We start from the raw sequence: 18,460 nt of genomic DNA, 5'->3' as shown, positions 1-18,460 counted from the left end.
CCTAGAGGCTCGCCGCGAATTCGCGCAGATCGCCCCGGCGTCCCAGCAGCAGCAGCAGGTCATCATGTTCGAGCCGGCAGGGCGCGTCGTCGCTGCCGATGAACTCGGTTCCGCGCATCACGCCGATGCAGCGCAGGCCGAATTCCTCGTCATGCGGCAGATCGGCGAGGCTCTCGCCCTCGAGGCTTTCGGGGATGCGGAAATTGACCACGTGAAACCCGTTGCCGAGGCTGACATAGTCCCGCACCAGCGGATTGTGCAGCACCTGCGCGATATGCTGCCCGACCTCGACCTCGGGGTGGATGACGCGATCCACGCCGATCTTGCTCAGGATGCGGTGATGGGTGCGCGTCGTGGCCTTGGCCCAGACCACCGGAACCCCGATCAGTTTGAGATTGATCGAGGCGAGGATGCTCGCCTCGAGGTCATTGCCGATCGCGACAAGGCCGCAATCGCAATCGGCAAGCCCGCCCTCGCGCAGCGCCTCGTCGTCGCGGGCGTCGATGATCATCGCCTGGCTCAGCGTTTCGGCATGGCTTGCGACCCGTTCGGGGGTGATGTCGACGCCGATCACGTGATTGCCGAAGCGCTGCAATTCCTGCGCGACGGTGCTGCCGAAATTTCCCAGCCCGACGACGCCGAAAACGCGGTTGCCCTGCTTCTTTTTCATCGCGGCCCCTCTGTTTGATCGCCCGCGGGGCAGGCGCCGTCGCGGGGCAGGGGCGGCGGATTACCCATTCGCCTTGAGCACGATCACGTTGCGGCGCGCCCGCCCCGAACGGGTGTCGGCGATCGCCTCGTTGACCTGATCCAGCCGCCAGCGCCCCGAGATCAGTTCATCGAGCAAGAGCCGTCCCTGCCCGTAGAGGTCGATCATCCAGGGAATGTCGCGTTTGAGCACCGTATCGCCCATCTTGGAGCCGACCATCGCCTGCCCGGCGGCGGCGAAATTGCCCGGCTCATAGCGCGACTCGGCGCCGCTCGGGGGCATGCCGGTCATCACCAGCCGCCCGCCGCCTGCGAGGTAGCGCGGCGCCTGGTCATAGGCCGCTGGCGCCCCGACCGAGACGATCACCGCATCCGCCCCGCGCCCCAGCGCCGCCTTGGCGGCGCGCCACGGCTTGTCCTGCGTGGCCAGCACCCCGTCGGTCGCGCCGAAATCGCGCGCCATCCCGAGCTTTTCCTCGCTCATGTCGACGGCCACGATACGCCGCGCGCCCGCGATCCGCGCGCCCTGTATCGCGTTGAGCCCGACGCCGCCCGCGCCGATCACCACCACGTCCTCGCCCGCGCGCAGCCGTGCGGCGTTGACCACCGCGCCGACGCCGGTGATGACGCCGCAGCTCAGCAGGCTGGCGGCGTCCATCGGCATGTCTTCGGGGATCGGCGCGACCTGGCTCTGGTCCACCACGACGCTTTCGGCGAAGGCGCCGCAGGCCATTGCCTGGTGCAGCATGTCGCCATCAATTGTCTTCAGCGGTCCCGAATCGCCGTCATAGGGCGTCTGGCAGCCGGTTGGGCGCCCGATGCCGCAGCTTGCGCACTGCCCGCAGGCGCGGATCAGCGTGACGATCACCGCATCGCCCGGCCTGATGCCCGTCACGCCGGCGCCGCATGCGGTGACGCGCCCCGCCGCCTCGTGGCCATAGACGGCGGGCAGGGAGCCGCCCCAGGCGCCGTCCATGTAGGAGATGTCGGAATGGCAGATTGCGACCGCGTGGATCTCCACCTCAACTTCGCCCATCTCGGGCGCGCGCAACTGCACCCCCTCGATCTTGAGCGGGGCGCCGAAGGCGTGGCATACGGCGGCTTTGATCAAACGCATCGGCGTCTCCCACGGTGTTCGCCGCAGAGTGACCCGGATTCGCCCGCCCGTTCAAGCAGGAATGCGCGCCGCGATCAGTGCGGACGCAGCCGCGCGCCCGGGCGGCGGCGGCGGTTCTGGGAGATCTCGCTCAGCGCGCGCGCGGTCACCGCGCCGATCACGATGACGCCGCCGACGATGGTGGGGTTGCTTGGCGCCTCGGCCACGACCAGCCAGACCCAGACCGGCCCCAGCGCAAATTCCAGCAGCATGAACAGCGTGACCTCGGCCGCGACCAGCTGCCTGGCGGCGGCGATGAACAACACGTTGGCCAGCGCCGAGAGCACGCCGCCGATAAAGAGCGACCGGCCGAGGTCCCCCGCCGGGATCGCAAGGTCGCCCCAGCGCATCGCGCCGCTTGTCACGATCACGATACCGGCGGCGATGAGAAGGGTGGGCAGCATCTCGATCCCGCGGTGGCGGCGCACCATGATCGCGTAGCCCGAGAAGCAGACCGCCGTGAACAGCCCCATGAGGTTGCCATAGAGCGCGCCGCCCCCGATGCCGCCCGCCACCATGACGCCAACGCCAACGATCGCCGCCACCATCGTCAGCGCCGTGTCCCGGCGCAGCCGCTCGCCAAGGAAGACGCGGGCGAGAATGGCGGTAACGAAGGGGATCGCGCTCAGCATGAAAAGGGTGTTGGCCACCGTGGTGTGGGTGATGGATTGCAGAAAGCCTATGGTGCTGCCCGACATCATCAGCCCCGCCAGCAGCCCGGGTCGCCCGACCGCGCGCACCCGCCCGAGCGCATCGGCGCCGTAACGCCAGAACAGGAAAGCCCCGATCACGCCGATCACGCCCCAGGACCGCCAGAAGGCAATCTGCCAGGCGTCCGCCTCCTGCATGAAGCGCAGGATCAGCCCGCCGAAACTGATCGTGACGGAACTGAACACCATCATGCCCATCGCCCGCCCGCGGCGCGGCGTGATCTGCGGCATGGTGGTGGTGACGGTCATGACCTGCGCCCTCCGGGATCGCGCATCCAGTCTGGCCAGCGGGGCGGGAAAAGCAGGCCCGGGCGCGACCCGTTTCGTCGCTTTCAGGCTGATTCAGCGCGCATGCAGCTCTGGAAGCGGCGATAATCGTGACCGGGGTTGGTCACGTTCACGCCAGTGATTGAGGCGGCGAAATCATGCGCCGCCATCCAGCCGGTCGAGCGCGCGGCGGAAGACGCCCGGGTCCACGTTGCCGCCCGAGACGGTGCAGATTACCGTATCGCCCTCGATCTCGTCCTTGCGGATGAGCGCGGCGGCCAGCGCCACGGCGCCGCCGGGTTCGGCCACGATGCGCAGCCGCTGCCAGGCCAGCGCCATCGCGTCGAGCGCCTCGTCCTCGCTCACGGCGAGGCCGGGGCCGCAGAGCCGCTGCATGATCGGAAAGGTGAGCCGCCCCGGCGCGGGCGTCAGGATCGCGTCGCAGATATTGCCCGACTGCGTCGCGTTGCTCTGGACATGCCCGCTGGCGAGCGAACGCTTGGTGTCGTCGAAGCCTTCGGGCTCGCACGGGCGGACCTGCATCCCCGGCGCCTCCGCCTCGAGCGCGAGCGCGATGCCCGAGGTCAGCCCGCCGCCGCCGCAGCAGGTCAGCATCGTCGCCTGCGAAATGCCCATTTCGGCCGCCTGCGCCGCGATCTCGAGCCCGGTCGTGCCCTGGCCGGCGATCACCTCGGGTTCGTCATAGGGCTTGATGAGGGTGAGGCGGCGTTCCGCCTCGATCCGCTCGCCCACCGCCTCGCGGCTTTCGCCGCCTGCGCGGTCGTAAAGCACCACCTCGGCCCCGAGCCCCCGGGTGTTGTCGATCTTGGAGCGGGGCGCGTCCGCGGGCATGATGATGACCGCGGGCGCGCCGAACTCCCGCGCGGCGAGCGCGACGCCCTGCGCGTGGTTGCCGCTGGAATAGGCCAGCACGCCGCGCTTGCGCACGTCCGGGTCCAGCGCGGAGAGCGCCGCGCGCCCGCCGCGATACTTGAAGCTGCCGGTATGTTGCAGGCACTCGGGTTTGACCAGCAGGCGCCGCCCGGCCAGTTCGTCGAGGAAGGGCGAGCCGAGCAACGGCGTGCGCCGCGCGTGCCCCTCAAGCCGCTGAGCGGCGGCGCGGATCATGTCGATATTCATTTGCCGTGGTCCTCCAGATGGGCGCGGATCGCCTTGAGCGCCTCGGCCTCGTCCAGGAAAGGCACATGACCCCGGTCCGGCACGATAACCGCGCGCATTTCCGGCGCGCGATCCCGCATCTTCGCGAAGGTCTCGTCGCTCAACAGGTCGGAATTCGCCCCGCGCAGCGCGGTGAGCGGCAGGCGGGCGGCCGCGTCGAACAACGCCCAGAGGTCCGGGGCGGGACCGGCGCCCGCCTGGCCCTCAAGCGCGTCGCGCAGGCGCGGATCATAGCGCAGGCCAAGCCCGCCGCCGGGCTTCGCGCACCACATCATCTCCGCCTGCACGCGCCAGCGGTTGTGGGTGACGCCCGGAAAGGCGGGTTCGTTCATCTCCTTGAGCGCGGTCGCGGCCTCGGCGTAATCGGCGAATGTCGGGGGGCGCCCGACATAGTCCATGATCCGCGCGATGCCGGTCTGCGTTACCTCGGGGCCGATGTCGTTGAGGATGATTCCGTTCAACCGTTCGGGATGCGTATGCGCCAGCAGCATCGCGATCAGCCCCCCGCGCGAGGTGCCGAGCACCGTGACCTTGTCCAGCCCGAGATGGTCCAGAAGCGCAATCGCGTCCGCCGCCTCCTGCGCGATGGTGTAGCTCTGGGCGTCGGGCGCATGATCCGACAGGCCGCGCCCGCGATAGTCGGGGCGGATCAGCCGGTATTCGGGCAGGAACGGCGCGAGATAGCGAAAATCGCTGCTGTTGCGCGTGAGCCCCGAGAGGCAGAGCACCGGCGGGCCGTCGCCGCCATCTTCGTAATGCAGGCCGAGCCCGTCCGCGCTCTGGAACTTGCCCATCAGGCGCCGGCCAGCGCGGGGATGCCGCGCAGGTTTTTCAGCACGCGATCGGGGCGCGCGGGCAGGCGGTCCACCGGATCGCCCGCGCGATTGACCCAGGCGGTCGCAAAGCCGTAGCTTGCCGCGGCGCCCACGTCCCAGCCATTCGAAGAGACGAAAAGCACCTCCTCGCGCGCGCATCCGAAACGGGCGCCCACCATGTCATAGACCGCCGCCGCCGGCTTGAAGACGCCCACCGATTCGACCGAGAGCACGTCGTCGAGCAGATCGGCGATCCCCGCAGAGCGGATCGCGGCGTCGAGCATGCCGGGCGTGCCGTTCGACAGGATGGCGGTCGCGTGGCCAACCTTCTTCAGCGCGCGCAGCATTTCGAGGACTTCGGCGAAACATTCGAGTTCGCGGTAGAGCGCCAGCAGGCGTTCGCGCAATTGCGCATCACCGTCCAGCCCTTCGGCCTCGAGCGCCCAGTCCAGCCCGTCCTGCGTCACCTGCCAGAAATCCGCGTGCCGCCCCATGACCGCGCGCAGCCAGGTGTATTGAAGCTGCTTGAGCCGCCAGTTCTCGGCGATGCGCGGCCAGTGGCGCGCGAAATCCTCGCGCCCGGGTTCCGACGCGGCGACGCGCGCGGCGGCGGCCACGTCGAAGAGCGTGCCGTAGGCGTCGAAGATGCAGGTCGTGATCGGCATGAAGGCTCCGTTGCGGTCAACGCAGATTGGCACGCCGAACGCGTAGGGGAAAGGCCAAATCCGCCCCTTGCGCGCCCCATCCCGCCGTCCGTTTGCAATGCTCGCCCAGCCGCGTTAGCGTGGCGTCCGAATCCGATGCAAGCACCCGCGCCGCACGCGGCCTTGCCCATTCACCCGCGTCCCGGATCAATTGCGCCGGGGCCAACAACCCCCAAGGATTGGAGAGTTCATGACCGAGATCAAATCGGGCGATACGGTACAGATTCATTACAAGGGAACGCTTCAGGACGGCCAGGTCTTCGACAGCAGCGAGGGCCGCGAGCCGCTGAAGTTCACCGTCGGGTCGGGCCAGATCATCCCCGGCCTCGACAACGCGCTGCCGGGCATGAGCGTCGGCGACAAGAAGGTTGTCGAGGTCCCCGCGGACGAGGCCTATGGCCAGCCGGACCCGAACGCGCTGCAACAGGTCCCGCGCGAAGGAATCCCCGACGACATCCCGCTCGACCCGGGCACGCAGCTTCAGGTGCAGACGCCTGACGGGCAGGCGATGCCGGTCACGGTGAAGGAAGTGACCGACAGCCACGTGACGCTGGACGCGAACCACGCGCTGGCGGGCGAAGACCTGACCTTCGACATCGAAGTGGTCGCGGTCAACTGAGCCGCAACCTGCAGGGTGGGTTTCAAACCCACCCTACCGCAGGTCGAGCAGGACCGCCCCCGCGCGGCCGGGCGTCATCACCGCGTCCTGCGCTTCGGCGGCCTGCGACAGCGGATATATCTCCGCGATCGCCGGGTCCAGCGCACCCGCAGCAAGCGCGTCGTGCAGCCGCCCGATGGCCACCCTGCGCTCTGCCTCGCCCAGAATGTAGATCAACACGATATCGAGCGTCAGCGCCTTGAACAGATAGGGGCCGAAGGGCAGGGTGGGCGTCATGTCCCCGCCCGATCCATAGGCGCAGATCGTGCAGCCGGGGCGCATCACCTCGGCCAGCATGGCGGCGTTCGGCCCGAATTCCACCTCGACCGCGCGATCGACGCCGGCGCCGTCCGTCGCCGCCATCACCTGCGCGGCAAGGTGGGGATGCGTGTAATCCAGCACATGATGCGCGCCCGCCTCGGCGGCGCGGCGCATGCCCGTGCCGCGCGCCGTCGCGATCACCTGTGCGCCGCCCCATTTGGCAAGCTGCACCGCGATATGCCCGACCGCGCCCGCGCCGCCGCTGATCAGCAGCGTGCGCCCGGCGACGTCGCCGCCGCCGAACACCGTATGCGCCGCCGTGAGACCGGGGATGCCCAGCGTCGCGCCGACCTCGAGCGAGACGCCGTCGGGCAGGGGGACGGCCTGGTCGGCGGGCAGGCAGATGAATTCGGCGGCCGTGCCGAAGGGGCGCTGCCATTGCCCGTTCCAGATCCAGACCCGCTCATCGAGGCGGGCGGCGTCGACGCCGTCGCCGACCGCGTCGATGCGCCCCGAGCCGTCTGAATGCGGCACGACGCGGGGGAAGGCGGGCTTGGTCACGCCGGGGCGCGATCCCGCGCGCGCCTTGGCGTCGGACGGGTTCACCCCCGAGAAGGCGAGCCGCACGCGCACCTCGCCTGGGCCGGGCTCGGGCGTGTCGAGATCGACCAGTTCCAGGACGTCGGCGGCGGGGCCGAACCTGTCATAGCTGATGGCGCGCATTGTCGGGGCTCCTTTGCTGATATCTGAGGTCCGTTGAAACGCTTGCCCAGGCAAGGTTCAAGGGCGCGACCGCGGACAAGGCTTTTGTTCCAAAAGCCTTCGCAATTTTCTTCACGGAAGAAAATTGTTCCGCCCGCCGGGCAGGCCCGTCAGCGGCGGCTGCGCAGGCGGATCACCACGTCGACCGAGGCGATCTCGGCGCCCGGAGGGGCGTCGGGGATGCGCCGGATCTCGAGCTGGTCGGCGGGCGCGTCGCTAATGCGTTCCTCGTCCTCCCAGAAGAAATGCGGGTGGTCGTGGGTGTTGGTGTCGAAATAGCTGCGCGCGCCGTCGACCATGACCTCCTGCATCAGCCCGGCGTCGCAAAAGGCGCGCAGCGTGTTGTAGACGGTCGCGAGCGACACCCGCTCGCCGCCCTTGCAGACGTCTGCGAAGAGGCTCTCGGCGGTGACGTGCCGGTGATGGCCGTCGCCGATCAGCAGCGCCGCCAACGCGACGCGCTGGCGGGTGGGGCGCAATCCGCCCTCCGCGAGCCATTCCGTTCCGCGCGTGATCGCCTTTGAGTTCATCGCAACCTGCAAGCTGTTCTCATGTGCAATATAAAGGACGCCGAGGCGGGATTTCAAATGAAATTCACGGCATGTCGGCGCAGTGGCGGTGTGCTGCGCCCTTGTGTTGCAGGCTTGCGCCGGCGCGCGCGCGGGTGCTAGAGGAAAGCGGGAAACACGCGACGACAGGACAAGGAAACCCCTTACATGGCCGATTATCCGAGCAGTTTCGGAAAAGACGACCTGCTGAAATGCGCGCGGGGCGAACTTTTCGGCCCCGGCAACGCCCAGTTGCCCGAACCTCCGATGCTGATGATGGACCGCATCACCGACATCTCGGGCGATGGCGGGCTGCATGGCAAGGGGCACGTGGTGGCGGAATTCGACATCACGCCGGACCTGTGGTTCTTCGAATGTCACTTCCCGGGCAACCCGATCATGCCGGGCTGTCTCGGGCTTGACGGGCTGTGGCAGCTCACCGGATTCAACCTCGGCTGGCGCGGCTGGCAGGGCAGGGGCTATGCGCTCGGCGTGGGCGAGGTGAAGCTGACCGGCATGGTGCGCCCCGACCGCAAGATGCTGACCTACAAGGTGGATTTCACCAAGGCGGTGCAGACGCGGCGGCTGACCATGGGCGTGGCGGACGGCATCGTCGAGGCCGATGGCGACGTGATCTACCAGGTCAAGGACATGAAGGTGGCGCTGAGCGAAAGTTGAGGATCCGGGGTGATACTCACGCGAACCTACGACGATCCGACAATCCTGCCGCGCGGCGCCCGCAACGCCTGGGAGTTCATGGAGACGAACTCCGCCTCGGCGATCCTGAAATCCGTATGTCCTGTCGAGTGGGCGGATATCGTCGACGTTCTGACGCATTACCGGCTCGACCCGTCGACATGGCTCAGGAAAGGCGGGAACAGGGGGGCCATTCCCGAGGAGATCGACAGGCGATTCCATGACCGGGGATGGATCGAGGCGCGGCTTGACCTCGAGACGCGCGGCCTGATCCTCGACCGGGACGGCCGCCGACGCCGGGAACTGGCGCCGGTGCTGCAAGAGGGCTACCTCGTCGACAATTTCAAGGGGCGCGTCGTGCTGGACGTGGAATGGGCGGCCAAGGACGGCAATCTCGACAGGGATCTCGCGGCCTATCGCGCGTGGCACGAGGCGGGGCTGATCTCGGCTGCGGTCGTCATCACGCGCAACCGGTTGGAACTATTGCAATTGGCGAGGGAGCTTTGGGGCGCCTATCAAAAAGGGCTTCCGATGTCAGAGCGTTCCGGCAAGCTGCCGGTCGATCTGACGACCTCCACCACGACGACCTTCGACAAGGCGGCGTTGCGCGTCAAGCGCGGCGTGATGGGCACATGCCCGATCCTGATCATTGGCGCCAACCGCGCGACATGGAACGGGCAGCCGTTCCGGGAGCCGCCCGGTCCTTACTCCGCCGCGACGGAGGAGTTGTAGGAATAGGTGGCCCAGGTTGGCTTGTAGTCGAGATCGGCCTGGTTGCCCCATACCGTCCAGTTCTTGCGTATTCCCCTGCCAAACAGTTCCAGGTGCGGCCCTGGGCTGCACGCTTCGATGATGTCGTACTGTTCATCCGGTTTGCGGGAATGTTCGCGCTTTCGCGTCGAGAAGAGGTTCACCTGACGTCGCCCCGGCGGCAGGGTGCGCGCGTTCTTCCCCCGGACGCCGAACAGGAGCAGTTCCGTCACGTTGCGGAAGTAGAAGCCGACGCCGCGCCCGTCCGATCCGCCATCCTTGCGGATTTTGTGCCAGACGATGTTCGACTTGTATTCGAATCCCCATGCCTTGAGAACGCTCAGCCCGTCGGGCAAGAGCGCGTTGGGAACCCAGAGGTAGCAATGCGCGGTGTCGTTGAGATGCTCGGCCACCGGCAGACCGCAGATGTCCTCGAGCCGCATCGTCGGGTAGCGTGCAAGGCGCTTGTGCTCGGGCGCGACCTTGCCGGTGCGGTTCGTGAACCGCCAGGGCGGATCCGCCATGACGGTCGAAAACGTCTGCCCGCCAAGGAAGTTGCGCAAGTCGCCCGATGCTGCGTGGGTCATTCTGTTCTCCCGTTTCCCTCACATATATGCCGCGTCGCCTTGCGTGCCGCAACACCTTGTGCGGCCGAATGAGAACAAAACGTTAACACAGATCGCGGGCCGCTCAAGAGGAAATGGTTTCGGCGCGCCTGCGCTAACTGCTTGCCCCCAAAGGCCGGCCTGTCTTACACAAGACGACGAAACGCCAAGGGAGTTTGCCATGCGCCGCGTGGTCGTCACAGGGATGGGCATCGTCTCGTCAATCGGGAACAGCGCTGACGAGGTGCTGGCCTCGCTCAAGGCGGGCCGGTCAGGGATCAGCGCCAACGAGGAGATGGCCGAACACGGCTTTCGCAGCCAGGTGGCCGGCGGCATCGACCTCGACGTGACCGAGCATGTCGACAAGCGCGCGCTGCGCTTCATGGGGCCGGGGGCGGCCTATGCGTATATCGCGATGGGGCAGGCGATCGCGGACGCCGGACTGGGCGAGGGCGAGGTGGTGAATCCGATGACGGGGCTCATCGCCGGGTCGGGCGGCCCCAGCACATCGGCGATGCTGCGCGCGCACCAGACCGTGCTGAAATCCGGCGGGACCAAGCGGATTGGGCCCTTCGCCGTGCCCAAGACCATGTCCTCCACGGTGAGCGCGAACCTCGCCACGGCCTATCAGATAAAGGGCATGAACTTCTCGATCACCTCGGCCTGCTCCACGTCGCTGCACTGCATCGGCATGGCCGCGCAGCAGATCGCGCTCGGCGCGCAGGACGTGATGTTCGCCGGCGGCGGCGAGGAACTCGACTGGACGCTCAGTTGCCTGTTCGACGCGATGGGCGCGATGTCGTCGCGGTTCAACGACGCGCCCGAGAAGGCCAGCCGCGCCTTTGACGCGGATCGCGACGGGTTCGTCATTTCGGGCGGCGGCGCGATGGTCGTGCTTGAAAGCCTCGAGCGCGCGCAGGCGCGCGGCGCGAAGATCTACGCCGAAGTCACCGGTTTCGCTGCCACTTCCGACGGCGCGGACATGGTCGCGCCGTCGGGCGAGGGGGGCGAGCGGGCGATGCGCGGCGCGCTGCGCACGCTGCCCGAGGATCGCCGGGTGAGCTACATCAACGCGCATGGCACCTCGACTCCCGTCGGCGACGTCGGCGAGGTGGAGGCGGTGCGCCGCGTCTTCGGCGAAGGCTCCACGCCGCCGATCAGTTCGACCAAGTCGATGACGGGCCACAGCCAGGGCGCCACCGGCGCGCAGGAGGCGATCTACTGCCTGCTGGCGCTTCGCGACGATTTCATCATCCCTTCGATCAACGTCGAGACCCTCGACCCGGCGCTCGCCCCGGCCGAGATCGCGACCGAACGGGTAGACGACGCCGGGCTCGACACGGTGATGACCAATTCATTCGGCTTCGGCGGCACCAACGGATCGATGTTGCTGAGCAGGTTCCGGGGGTGAACGCGATGAGCAAACCGATGCAGGGGCGGCGCGGGCTGATCATGGGGGTCGCCAACGACCGCTCCATCGCCTGGGGGATCGCGCGGGCGATGCATGAGGCGGGCGCGGAGCTGGCGTTCAGCTACCAGGGCGACGCCTTTGGCAGACGCGTGGCGCCGCTGGCGGAGTCGGTCGGCTCGGACTTCCTCGTGGATATGGACGTGACCGACGACGCGTCGCTTGACGCGGGCTTCGGCGCTTTGGGACAGCGCTGGCCGACGATCGATTTTCTCGTCCACGCGATCGCCTATTCGGACAAGTCGGAACTGACGGGGCGGTTTCTCAACACCAGCCGCGCCAATTTCAAGCACTCGCTGGAAATCTCGTGCTATTCCTTCATCGATGTCGCGCGCCGCGCGCATCCGCTCATGCAAGAGCACGGCGGCACGCTGCTCACGCTGACCTATCAGGGCAGCAACCGGGTTGTGCCGAACTACAACGTGATGGGCGTCGCCAAGGCGGCGCTGGAGTCGACCACGCGCTATCTCGCGAACGATCTGGGTCCCGAAGGCATCCGCGTCAACGCGCTCTCACCGGGGCCGATGAAGACGCTGGCCGGCGCGGCCATCGGAGGCGCGCGCAAGACCTACAAGCACACGGCCGAGAACGCACCGCTGCGCGCCAACGCCACGCTCGAGGCGGTGGGCGGCACGGCGGTCTATCTCTGCTCCGACGCCGGCGTCTTCACCACGGGCGAGGTGATCCGCGTCGATGGCGGCTACCACGTGCTTGGCATGCCACAGGCCGGGAACCTCTGACGGTTCGCGGCTCGGCCATGGGTGAACGCGCGGAAGCGGGACGTGGCAGCGGTTGTAAACGATCAATCTGGGCTGGTATCCGGGGGGCTTTGGCAATGAGTCTCTATTTCGCATAATCTATATTATGTAAATAACGCTGCTACCCGCGAATACCGGTCTTGCTCCGCATGGCGCCGCGCCAGACCCTGCTCAGACGCCAAGAAACCGGTCGGTCGTCGCCGCATCGAGCGTCTCGAAGGTTCCGGTCCAGACCGTGCGCCCGCGCTCCAGGATCACCGCGCGGTCGGCGACGCGGCGCAGCTCCGCGAGGGATTTGTCGATCACGAGGATCGCCATGTCCGAGCCATCCCGCAGCCGCGTGAGCGCGGACCAGATCTCGGCGCGGATCAGTGGCGCGAGGCCCTCGGTCGCCTCGTCGAGGATCAGCAAGCGCGGGTTCGTCATCAGCGCCCGCCCGATGGCGAGCATCTGCTGTTCGCCGCCGGACAAGGTCGATGCAACCTGACCGCTTCGCTCTGCAAGTCGCGGGAAAAGCTCGCAAACCCGCGCCATGGTCCAATCCCCCGAGCGCGCGGCGGCGGTGAGGTTCTCGGCGACCGTCAGCGGCGCAAAGCAGCGGCGGCCCTCGGGAACGAGGCCGATCCCCAGCCGCGCGGCGCGATGGCTTGGCAGCGGTGCGAGGTCATGCCCGGCAAAGCGCAGAACGCCGCCCGTCGGCAGCATCCGGCAGATCGCCTTGACCGTGGTGGATTTCCCCATCCCGTTGCGTCCCATGAGCGCGAGAACCTCGCCTTCGGCGATATCGAGCGAGACATCGAACAACGCCTGCGCCGGCCCGTAAGACGCGCTCACGTTGCGCAATTCCAGCAGGCTCATGCGCTGTCCCCCAGATATGCGGCGCGGACCTCGGCATTGGCGCGGATTTCCTCGACCGCGCCGGTCGCGATCACCTGGCCGTAGACCAGAACGCTGATCCGGTCCGCGAGCGCAAAGACCGCGTCCATGTCGTGTTCGACCAGGAGGATCGGAGCTTCGCTGCGTAACTCGTTCAGAAGGTTGGTGATTTCCTTCGTTCCCTCGCTTCCCAGCCCGGCCATCGGTTCATCCAGGACAAAGGCGCGCGGGGCAAGCGTGAGCGCGATGGCGATCTCAAGCCGACGGCGTTCGCCATGCGAAAGCTCGGCGGCCGGGGCCGCCGCCTGCCCGGCCAGCCCGACCCGGTCGAGCGCGGCCAGCGCACGGCTTCTCAGATCGCGATACCTGAGCGCCGGGCGAAACAGCCCGAGCCGCCTGCCCGACGCCCCGAACGCGCCGAGCAGCGCGTTCTGTAGCACGGTGTCCTCCATCGCCAGCGCGGAAACCTGGAAGGTCCGACCGATGCCGGCGCGCGCCCGCGCAGCGACGTCCCAGCCGGTGACGTCGCGGCCCATCAGCCGAACTTCGCCGCTATCGGGTTGAAGACCGCCGCATATCTGGCTGATAAGTGTCGATTTTCCCGCACCATTCGGCCCGATTACCGCATGAATTTCCCCGACCCGCAGGTCAAGCGAGATATCCCGGCTCGCCTCGAGCGCGCCGAAGCGCTTGCAAAGCGCGCGGGTCTCGATCACCGGCTCAGTCATGCGCCGCCTCGCGCCGGGTCGCGATCCCGATCAGTCCGCCGGGCGCGAAGAGGACGACCCCCAGAAGCAGCGCGCCAAGATAGATATGCCAATACTCGCTGAGCCCGCCCAGCCAGTGCTCGAGCGCGATGAACATCGCCGCGCCCGCGACCGGGCCGCAAAGCCGCCCGGTGCCGCCGAGGATGATGAAGATCAAAAGCTCGCCCGAAAGCTGCCAGCTGAACATCGTCGGGCTGACGAAACGGTTGAGATCGGCAAAGAGCGCGCCGGCCAGCCCGGTGATGACGCCCGAAATGACGAAAGCGATCAGCCGCAGCCGCGTCGGATCGAGTCCCACCGCTTGCGCCCGGTCCGGCGACTGGCGCGCGGCGTTAAGCGCAAGGCCGAAGGGCGCGTGCTTGAACGCAGCGTGGAAGGCCAGCGCGGCGAGCAGCAGCGCGAAACACAGGCCGAAGAACTGGATCGGATCGAGCGTGTTCAGACCCGGAAAGCCGTTGCGCACATAGATGCTCAGCCCGTCCTCGCCGCCATAGGCGGGCCAGGAGATCGCGAAGTAGTAAAACATCTGCCCGAAGGCGAGCGTGATCATGATGAAATAGACCCCGCCCGTGCGGAGTGACACCAGCCCGATCAGCAGCGCGGCGATTCCGGAGGCCACCATCGCCGTGAGCCAGATCAGCGGCATGGATTTTGTCCCCTCGATCACCAGCGGCCCGAGCGTCAGGGGCTGGTAGCTCTGCGCGTGGCTGGCGAGGATGCCCATCGCGTAGCCGCCGATGCCAAAGAATACCGCATGCCCTAGACTGACCAGCCCCCCCTGCCCCAGCGCGATGTTGAGGCCGACGCCCGCCAGCGCCAGGATCGCCACGCGGGTGGCCAGCGTGATGGTGAACGGCTCATCCCCGGTATAGGCCCAGAAGACGACCAGCAGGAGCCCGCCAAGCAGCGCCGCGTTGATGTATCGCTCGCGCATCATGCCGTATCTCCGAAAAGCCCGCGGGGCCGCAGGAAGAGGACCGCGGCCATCAGCAGGTAGATCAGCATCGACGCCAGCGCCGAGCCGACCGCCGCCGCGCTAGAGACATCCATGAACGCGCCGAAGAGCTGCGGCAGCAGGAAGGCGCCGAGCGTATCGGTCAACCCGACCAGCAGCGCGCCCACGAAGGCGCCCTTGATCGAACCGATGCCGCCGATCACGATCACCACGAAGGCGAGGATCAGGACCGGCTCACCCATGCCGACCTGCACCGACTGGATGGTGCCCACCAGCGCCCCGGCCAGCCCGGCAAGCGCCGCGCCAAGCGCGAAGACCACCGTGTAAAGCTTTGATATATCTACGCCAAGCGCCGCGATCATCTCGCGGTCCGCTTCGCCTGCGCGGATCTGAACGCCCAGCCGGGTGCGCGCGATCAGCAGGTAGAGCGCGCAGGCGATGAGCCCGCCGACCCCGATCAGCGACAGCCGGTAGAGCGGGTATTCGATCCCCCCCGGCAGGGTCACCGGCCCGGCCAGGTAGTCCGGCACGTTGAGGTAGAGCGGGAAGGAGCCGAAGATCCAGCGCGTTCCCTCCGAGAAGACCAGGATCAGTGCGAAGGTCGCTAGCACCTGGTCCAGGTGATCGCGCGCATAGAGCCTGCGGATCACCACCACCTCGACGATGGCGCCCGCCGCCGCCGCCGCGGCGAGCGCCGCCGCCAGCGCGAGCAGGAAAGACCCCGTCGCCGCCGCCACCCAGGCGGCCGCAAACGCCCCCACCATGTAAAGCGAGCCATGCGCGAGGTTGATCAGCCCCATCACCCCGAAGACCAGGGTGAGCCCCGACGCCATCAGGAACAGCATCACCCCGAGTTGAAGCCCGTTCAGCACCTGTTCGATCAGCAACATCAAAGACATGCGACGCCTTGTTGAACGACGGGCGGCCCGTCATGCGGACCGCCCGGAAGGTTGGAAGGCCGGAACGGAAGCCCCGGCCGCGCAAAGCTTACATCTTGCACTCGTCGACATAGGCGTTGGAGTGATCCGTCAGCACCGTGCCGATCAGCTTGTTGGTGTAGACGTCGCCCTCCTTGATGACCTCGCGGACATAGATGTCCTGGATCGGGTGGTGGTTGGTATCGAAAGAGAACTTGCCGCGCGTGCTCTCGAAGTCAGCCTCTTCGAGTGCGGCGCGGAAGGCGTCGGCATCCTTCACGTCGGCCTTCTTCATGGCCGAGATCATCAGCATCGCCGTGTCATAGCCCTGGCTGGCGAAGAGCGACGGCAGGCGATCGTATTCGGCCTGGAAGGTCTCGACGAATTTCTTGTTGGCGGGGTTGTCGATGTCCTTGTTCCACTGGCTCGTATTGCGCACGCCCATCGCCGCGTCGCCAACCGCTTGCAGGATGCCCTGGTCAAAGCTGAACGCCGCGCCCATCAGCGGCAGGTCTAGCCCGCTGTCGGCGTATTGCTTGAGGAATGAAATCCCCATGCCGCCGGGCAGCAGGAAGAACACGCCATCCGCGTCGCTGGCGCGGATCTGGGCGATCTCGCTGGCATAGTCCTGCTGGCCGAGCGTGGTGTAGATCTCGGCGGCCAGTTCGCCCTCGTAGAAGCGTTTGAACCCGGTCAGCGCGTCCTGTCCGGCGGGGTAGTTGGGCGCGAAGATGAACACGTTCTTGTAGCCCTGCTCATTGGCGTAGGCGCCCGCCGCCTCGTGCATGTTGTCGTTTTGCCAGGCGACGTTGAAGTAGTTCTTGTTGCAGCCCTTGCCCGCCAGCGCCGAAGGCCCGGCATTGGGCGACAGGTAGAATTTGCCCTGCGCGGTCACGCTTGGGACCACGGCCATCGCCAGGTTGGACCAGATGATGCCGGTCAGCAGGTCTACCTTGTCGGATTGCACCATCTTGTCGGCCAGTTGCACGGCGATTTCGGGCTTGCGCTGGTCGTCTTCGATGACCACGTCGACATGGCCCGCTCCGGCCTGCTTCACGGCAAGCATGAAGCCGTCGCGGATGTCGATCCCGAGGCTCGCGCCGCCGCCCGAAAGCGTGGTGATCATGCCGACCTTGATGTCGCTCATCTCGGCGCTGGCCTGCGTGGCGCCCATTGCCAGCGCCGCCGCCAGCGCGGCTGCGGTCAGTGTGGATTTCATTCTTCCGTCTCCCCGTTTGAACAATCCTCGCGCGTCTCTCGCGGACGCCTGCGGGCCGCGTGCGGCCCGCGCTCAACACAACAAAGATGAATTTCCGCGCCAAGGGAAGAGTGCAGGCGCAAATTATCCGCGAAACGCGTCCGCCACGGGCGCATCATTCCGCACTGCGGGCGAAAACATCCTTGTAGCGCTCGCGCAGCACGTTTTTCTGCACCTTGCCCATCGTGTTGCGCGGCAGCGCGGTGAGCGGGATGATCCGGCGGGGATGCTTGAAACGCGCGAGCCGCGCCGCGACCGCCTGCATCAGCGCCGCCTCGTCCGGCGCCCCGTCCGCCTGCGGGACGATGATCGCGAGGACAGTTTCCCCGAAATCGGGATGCGGCACGCCGATTACGGCGCTTTCCAGCACGCCGGGCTGATCGTCGAGCAGCTGTTCGATCTCCTTCGGGTATATGTTGTAACCACCCGATATGATGAGGTCTTTCGCCCGCCCTACGATATGAACGTAGCCGTCGCCGTCGATGCGCCCGAGGTCGCCGGTGATGAAGAACCCGTCCTCGCGCAGTTCATCCGCCGTCTTCTCGGGCATCTGCCAGTAGCCTTGGAAGACGTTGGGCCCGCGCACCTCGATGATGCCGGTGTCGCCCTTCGCTATCTCGGCGCCGGTCTCGGGGTCCGTGATCTTCAGCTCAACGTCCGGCAGCGGGAAACCCACGGTGCCCGCGCGCCGCTCGCCCCCGTAAGGGTTCGATGTGTTCATGTTGGTTTCGGTCATGCCGTAGCGTTCGAGGATGCGGTGTCCGGTGCGCTCCTCGAACCGTTGATGCGTTTCGGCCAGCAGCGGCGCGGAGCCGGAGATGAAAAGCCGCATGTTTTCGGCAATATCGCGGGTGAACTTCACCTCATCCAGAAGGCGGGTGTAGAAGGTCGGCACACCCATCAACGCGGTCGCCCCCGGCATCAGGCGGATCAGTTCGCCCGCGTCGAACTTCGGCAGGAAGATCATCGCGCCGCCCGCGCGCAGCATCACGTTGGTCGCCACGAAAAGCCCGTGCGTGTGAAAGATCGGCAGCGCGTGCAGCAGCACGTCGCGGGCGGTGAAGCGCCAGAGACCGGTCAGCGTTTCCGCGTTCGACATCAGGTTGCGCTGGCTCAGCATCGCGCCCTTGGAGCGCCCGGTCGTCCCCGAGGTATAGAGCAGCGCGGCAAGATCGTCCTCGTCCCGCGGCGCGGTGACGAACACGTTGGGCGCCTGCGCCGCCGCATCCGCCAGGCTTCCCGAGCCGTCCGAGCCGAGAGTCATCAGCGTCGCGCCCTGCCCTTCGGCCACCTCGCGCAACTCCGCCTCGGCGCGCGGATCGCAGACCAGCAATCGCGCGCCGCTGTCCTCGATGAAGTAACGCGCCTCGGGCGCCGTGTAGGCGGTGTTGAGCGGCAGAAACACGACGCCGGCCTGCACGCAGGCGGCGTAGAGCGCGAGCGCGTCGGGCGATTTCTCCACCTGCGCGGCAAGGCGGTCGCCGGGCGCCAGCCCGGCCCCGACCAGCACATGCGCGATCCGCGCCGCGTGGGCCAGGAACTCCGCGTAGCTGATCGCGCCGCCCCCCGGCAGGATCAGAAAGGGCGCGTCGCGGCCCGCGTGACAGCCGAAGAACCGGTCGTAAAGAGGGTTGGACATCGT

The 18,460-nt window shown here is 67.2% G+C and carries 20 protein-coding genes; 5 read left to right on the top strand and 15 right to left on the bottom strand.

What is annotated here, in order from left to right; genetic code table 11:
- Position 1: 1 nt before the first annotated feature.
- From D6850_RS06655 to D6850_RS06630, 6 genes are all read right to left on the bottom strand, one after another.
- Positions 2 to 703 (bottom strand): potassium channel family protein, encoded by a 702-nt coding sequence (locus D6850_RS06655; protein WP_281272566.1) that lies wholly within the window; start codon positions 701 to 703, stop codon positions 2 to 4.
- Positions 704 to 730: 27 nt separating this feature from the next.
- Complete coding sequence (locus tag D6850_RS06650) at positions 731 to 1,825, bottom strand: zinc-binding dehydrogenase (RefSeq protein WP_121164929.1); 1,095 nt, start codon at positions 1,823 to 1,825, stop codon at positions 731 to 733.
- A gap of 74 nt (positions 1,826 to 1,899) precedes the next feature.
- Positions 1,900 to 2,823, bottom strand: a complete 924-nt coding sequence (locus D6850_RS06645; protein ID WP_121164927.1) for a DMT family transporter — start codon at positions 2,821 to 2,823, stop codon at positions 1,900 to 1,902.
- Between the two features lie 174 nt (positions 2,824 to 2,997).
- A complete protein-coding gene (locus tag D6850_RS06640; RefSeq protein WP_121164925.1) occupies positions 2,998 to 3,981 on the bottom strand; it encodes a threonine ammonia-lyase in 984 nt (327 codons plus the stop codon).
- The gene (locus D6850_RS06635; protein ID WP_121164923.1) at positions 3,978 to 4,814 is read right to left on the bottom strand and encodes an alpha/beta fold hydrolase; all 837 of its coding nucleotides are present in this window, start codon (positions 4,812 to 4,814) and stop codon (positions 3,978 to 3,980) included. Before D6850_RS06635 ends, D6850_RS06640 begins: the two co-directional genes overlap by 4 nt.
- Positions 4,814 to 5,500 carry a haloacid dehalogenase type II gene (locus tag D6850_RS06630; protein ID WP_121164922.1) on the bottom strand — a complete coding sequence of 229 codons (687 nt, stop codon included), beginning with the start codon at positions 5,498 to 5,500 and terminating at the stop codon, positions 4,814 to 4,816. The genes D6850_RS06635 and D6850_RS06630 overlap by 1 nt, the downstream gene beginning before the upstream one ends.
- Before the next feature lie 229 nt (positions 5,501 to 5,729).
- Here D6850_RS06630 and D6850_RS06625 point away from each other — a divergent pair, with 229 nt between their 5' ends.
- A complete protein-coding gene (locus tag D6850_RS06625) occupies positions 5,730 to 6,158 on the top strand; it encodes an FKBP-type peptidyl-prolyl cis-trans isomerase (protein ID WP_121164920.1) in 429 nt (142 codons plus the stop codon).
- Between the two features lie 33 nt (positions 6,159 to 6,191).
- Here D6850_RS06625 and D6850_RS06620 read toward each other — a convergent pair whose 3' ends face one another.
- Together D6850_RS06620 and irrA are read right to left on the bottom strand one after the other, a co-directional pair.
- Positions 6,192 to 7,181, bottom strand: coding sequence for an NADPH:quinone reductase (locus tag D6850_RS06620; protein WP_121164918.1), 990 nt, complete (start codon positions 7,179 to 7,181; stop codon positions 6,192 to 6,194).
- A 149-nt stretch (positions 7,182 to 7,330) separates the two neighbouring features.
- On the bottom strand, positions 7,331 to 7,750 hold the full coding sequence (irrA, locus tag D6850_RS06615) for an iron response transcriptional regulator IrrA (protein ID WP_121164916.1): 420 nt from the start codon (positions 7,748 to 7,750) through the stop codon (positions 7,331 to 7,333).
- Positions 7,751 to 7,936: 186 nt separating this feature from the next.
- Between irrA and fabA the strand changes: the two genes are divergently transcribed.
- Together fabA and D6850_RS06605 are read left to right on the top strand one after the other, a co-directional pair.
- A complete protein-coding gene (gene fabA / locus D6850_RS06610; RefSeq protein ID WP_121164914.1) occupies positions 7,937 to 8,446 on the top strand; it encodes a bifunctional 3-hydroxydecanoyl-ACP dehydratase/trans-2-decenoyl-ACP isomerase in 510 nt (169 codons plus the stop codon).
- A gap of 9 nt (positions 8,447 to 8,455) precedes the next feature.
- Positions 8,456 to 9,196, top strand: a complete 741-nt coding sequence (locus D6850_RS06605; protein WP_206019208.1) for a BglII/BstYI family type II restriction endonuclease — start codon at positions 8,456 to 8,458, stop codon at positions 9,194 to 9,196.
- Here D6850_RS06605 and D6850_RS06600 read toward each other — a convergent pair.
- Complete coding sequence (locus tag D6850_RS06600; protein WP_121164912.1) at positions 9,169 to 9,801, bottom strand: MT-A70 family methyltransferase; 633 nt, start codon at positions 9,799 to 9,801, stop codon at positions 9,169 to 9,171. The genes D6850_RS06605 and D6850_RS06600 overlap by 28 nt on opposite strands.
- 199 nt (positions 9,802 to 10,000) lie before the next feature.
- Between D6850_RS06600 and D6850_RS06595 the strand changes: the two genes are divergently transcribed.
- Both D6850_RS06595 and D6850_RS06590 read left to right on the top strand, forming a co-directional pair.
- A complete protein-coding gene (locus tag D6850_RS06595; protein WP_121164910.1) occupies positions 10,001 to 11,230 on the top strand; it encodes a beta-ketoacyl synthase N-terminal-like domain-containing protein in 1,230 nt (409 codons plus the stop codon).
- A 5-nt stretch (positions 11,231 to 11,235) separates the two neighbouring features.
- On the top strand, positions 11,236 to 12,027 hold the full coding sequence (locus tag D6850_RS06590) for an enoyl-ACP reductase FabI (RefSeq protein WP_121164908.1): 792 nt from the start codon (positions 11,236 to 11,238) through the stop codon (positions 12,025 to 12,027).
- Positions 12,028 to 12,216: 189 nt separating this feature from the next.
- Here D6850_RS06590 and D6850_RS06585 read toward each other — a convergent pair whose 3' ends face one another.
- From D6850_RS06585 to D6850_RS06560, 6 genes are all read right to left on the bottom strand, one after another.
- Entirely contained in the window at positions 12,217 to 12,903 is a 687-nt protein-coding gene (locus D6850_RS06585) for an ABC transporter ATP-binding protein (protein WP_121164906.1), read from the bottom strand.
- Positions 12,900 to 13,649 carry an ABC transporter ATP-binding protein gene (locus D6850_RS06580; protein ID WP_121164904.1) on the bottom strand — a complete coding sequence of 250 codons (750 nt, stop codon included), beginning with the start codon at positions 13,647 to 13,649 and terminating at the stop codon, positions 12,900 to 12,902. The genes D6850_RS06585 and D6850_RS06580 overlap by 4 nt, the downstream gene beginning before the upstream one ends.
- Positions 13,642 to 14,625 carry a branched-chain amino acid ABC transporter permease gene (locus D6850_RS06575; RefSeq protein WP_121164902.1) on the bottom strand — a complete coding sequence of 328 codons (984 nt, stop codon included), beginning with the start codon at positions 14,623 to 14,625 and terminating at the stop codon, positions 13,642 to 13,644. The genes D6850_RS06580 and D6850_RS06575 overlap by 8 nt, the downstream gene beginning before the upstream one ends.
- Positions 14,622 to 15,542 carry a branched-chain amino acid ABC transporter permease gene (locus tag D6850_RS06570; RefSeq protein WP_121164900.1) on the bottom strand — a complete coding sequence of 307 codons (921 nt, stop codon included), beginning with the start codon at positions 15,540 to 15,542 and terminating at the stop codon, positions 14,622 to 14,624. Before D6850_RS06570 ends, D6850_RS06575 begins: the two co-directional genes overlap by 4 nt.
- A gap of 88 nt (positions 15,543 to 15,630) precedes the next feature.
- Positions 15,631 to 16,779, bottom strand: coding sequence for an ABC transporter substrate-binding protein (locus D6850_RS06565; RefSeq protein WP_121164898.1), 1,149 nt, complete (start codon positions 16,777 to 16,779; stop codon positions 15,631 to 15,633).
- 154 nt (positions 16,780 to 16,933) lie between these two features.
- Entirely contained in the window at positions 16,934 to 18,457 is a 1,524-nt protein-coding gene (locus D6850_RS06560) for a malonate--CoA ligase (protein ID WP_121164896.1), read from the bottom strand.
- Between the last annotated feature and the right edge of the window lie 3 nt (positions 18,458 to 18,460).

This window comes from Roseovarius spongiae, from assembly GCF_003651245.1.
GTDB lineage: Bacteria > Pseudomonadota > Alphaproteobacteria > Rhodobacterales > Rhodobacteraceae > Roseovarius > Roseovarius spongiae.
Note: the sequence above shows the minus strand (reverse complement) of the source record. Positions and strands in the feature narration are given on the sequence as shown.

Bases quoted from the DNA above. Each gene is read 5' to 3' on its own strand.
- D6850_RS06630 (WP_121164922.1), bottom strand. From the start codon at position 5,500: ATGCCGATCACGACCTGCATCTTCGACGCCTACGGCACGCTCTTCGAC.
- fabA (WP_121164914.1), top strand. From the start codon at position 7,937: ATGGCCGATTATCCGAGCAGTTTCGGAAAAGACGACCTGCTGAAATGC.
- irrA (WP_121164916.1), bottom strand. From the start codon at position 7,750: ATGAACTCAAAGGCGATCACGCGCGGAACGGAATGGCTCGCGGAGGGC.
- D6850_RS06645 (WP_121164927.1), bottom strand. From the start codon at position 2,823: ATGACCGTCACCACCACCATGCCGCAGATCACGCCGCGCCGCGGGCGG.
- D6850_RS06565 (WP_121164898.1), bottom strand. From the start codon at position 16,779: ATGAAATCCACACTGACCGCAGCCGCGCTGGCGGCGGCGCTGGCAATG.
- D6850_RS06560 (WP_121164896.1), bottom strand. From the start codon at position 18,457: ATGTCCAACCCTCTTTACGACCGGTTCTTCGGCTGTCACGCGGGCCGC.
- D6850_RS06640 (WP_121164925.1), bottom strand. From the start codon at position 3,981: ATGAATATCGACATGATCCGCGCCGCCGCTCAGCGGCTTGAGGGGCAC.
- D6850_RS06590 (WP_121164908.1), top strand. From the start codon at position 11,236: ATGAGCAAACCGATGCAGGGGCGGCGCGGGCTGATCATGGGGGTCGCC.
- D6850_RS06575 (WP_121164902.1), bottom strand. From the start codon at position 14,625: ATGATGCGCGAGCGATACATCAACGCGGCGCTGCTTGGCGGGCTCCTG.
- D6850_RS06570 (WP_121164900.1), bottom strand. From the start codon at position 15,542: ATGTCTTTGATGTTGCTGATCGAACAGGTGCTGAACGGGCTTCAACTC.
- D6850_RS06635 (WP_121164923.1), bottom strand. From the start codon at position 4,814: ATGGGCAAGTTCCAGAGCGCGGACGGGCTCGGCCTGCATTACGAAGAT.
- D6850_RS06580 (WP_121164904.1), bottom strand. From the start codon at position 13,649: ATGACTGAGCCGGTGATCGAGACCCGCGCGCTTTGCAAGCGCTTCGGC.
- D6850_RS06625 (WP_121164920.1), top strand. From the start codon at position 5,730: ATGACCGAGATCAAATCGGGCGATACGGTACAGATTCATTACAAGGGA.
- D6850_RS06595 (WP_121164910.1), top strand. From the start codon at position 10,001: ATGCGCCGCGTGGTCGTCACAGGGATGGGCATCGTCTCGTCAATCGGG.
- D6850_RS06600 (WP_121164912.1), bottom strand. From the start codon at position 9,801: ATGACCCACGCAGCATCGGGCGACTTGCGCAACTTCCTTGGCGGGCAG.
- D6850_RS06650 (WP_121164929.1), bottom strand. From the start codon at position 1,825: ATGCGTTTGATCAAAGCCGCCGTATGCCACGCCTTCGGCGCCCCGCTC.
- D6850_RS06585 (WP_121164906.1), bottom strand. From the start codon at position 12,903: ATGAGCCTGCTGGAATTGCGCAACGTGAGCGCGTCTTACGGGCCGGCG.
- D6850_RS06620 (WP_121164918.1), bottom strand. From the start codon at position 7,181: ATGCGCGCCATCAGCTATGACAGGTTCGGCCCCGCCGCCGACGTCCTG.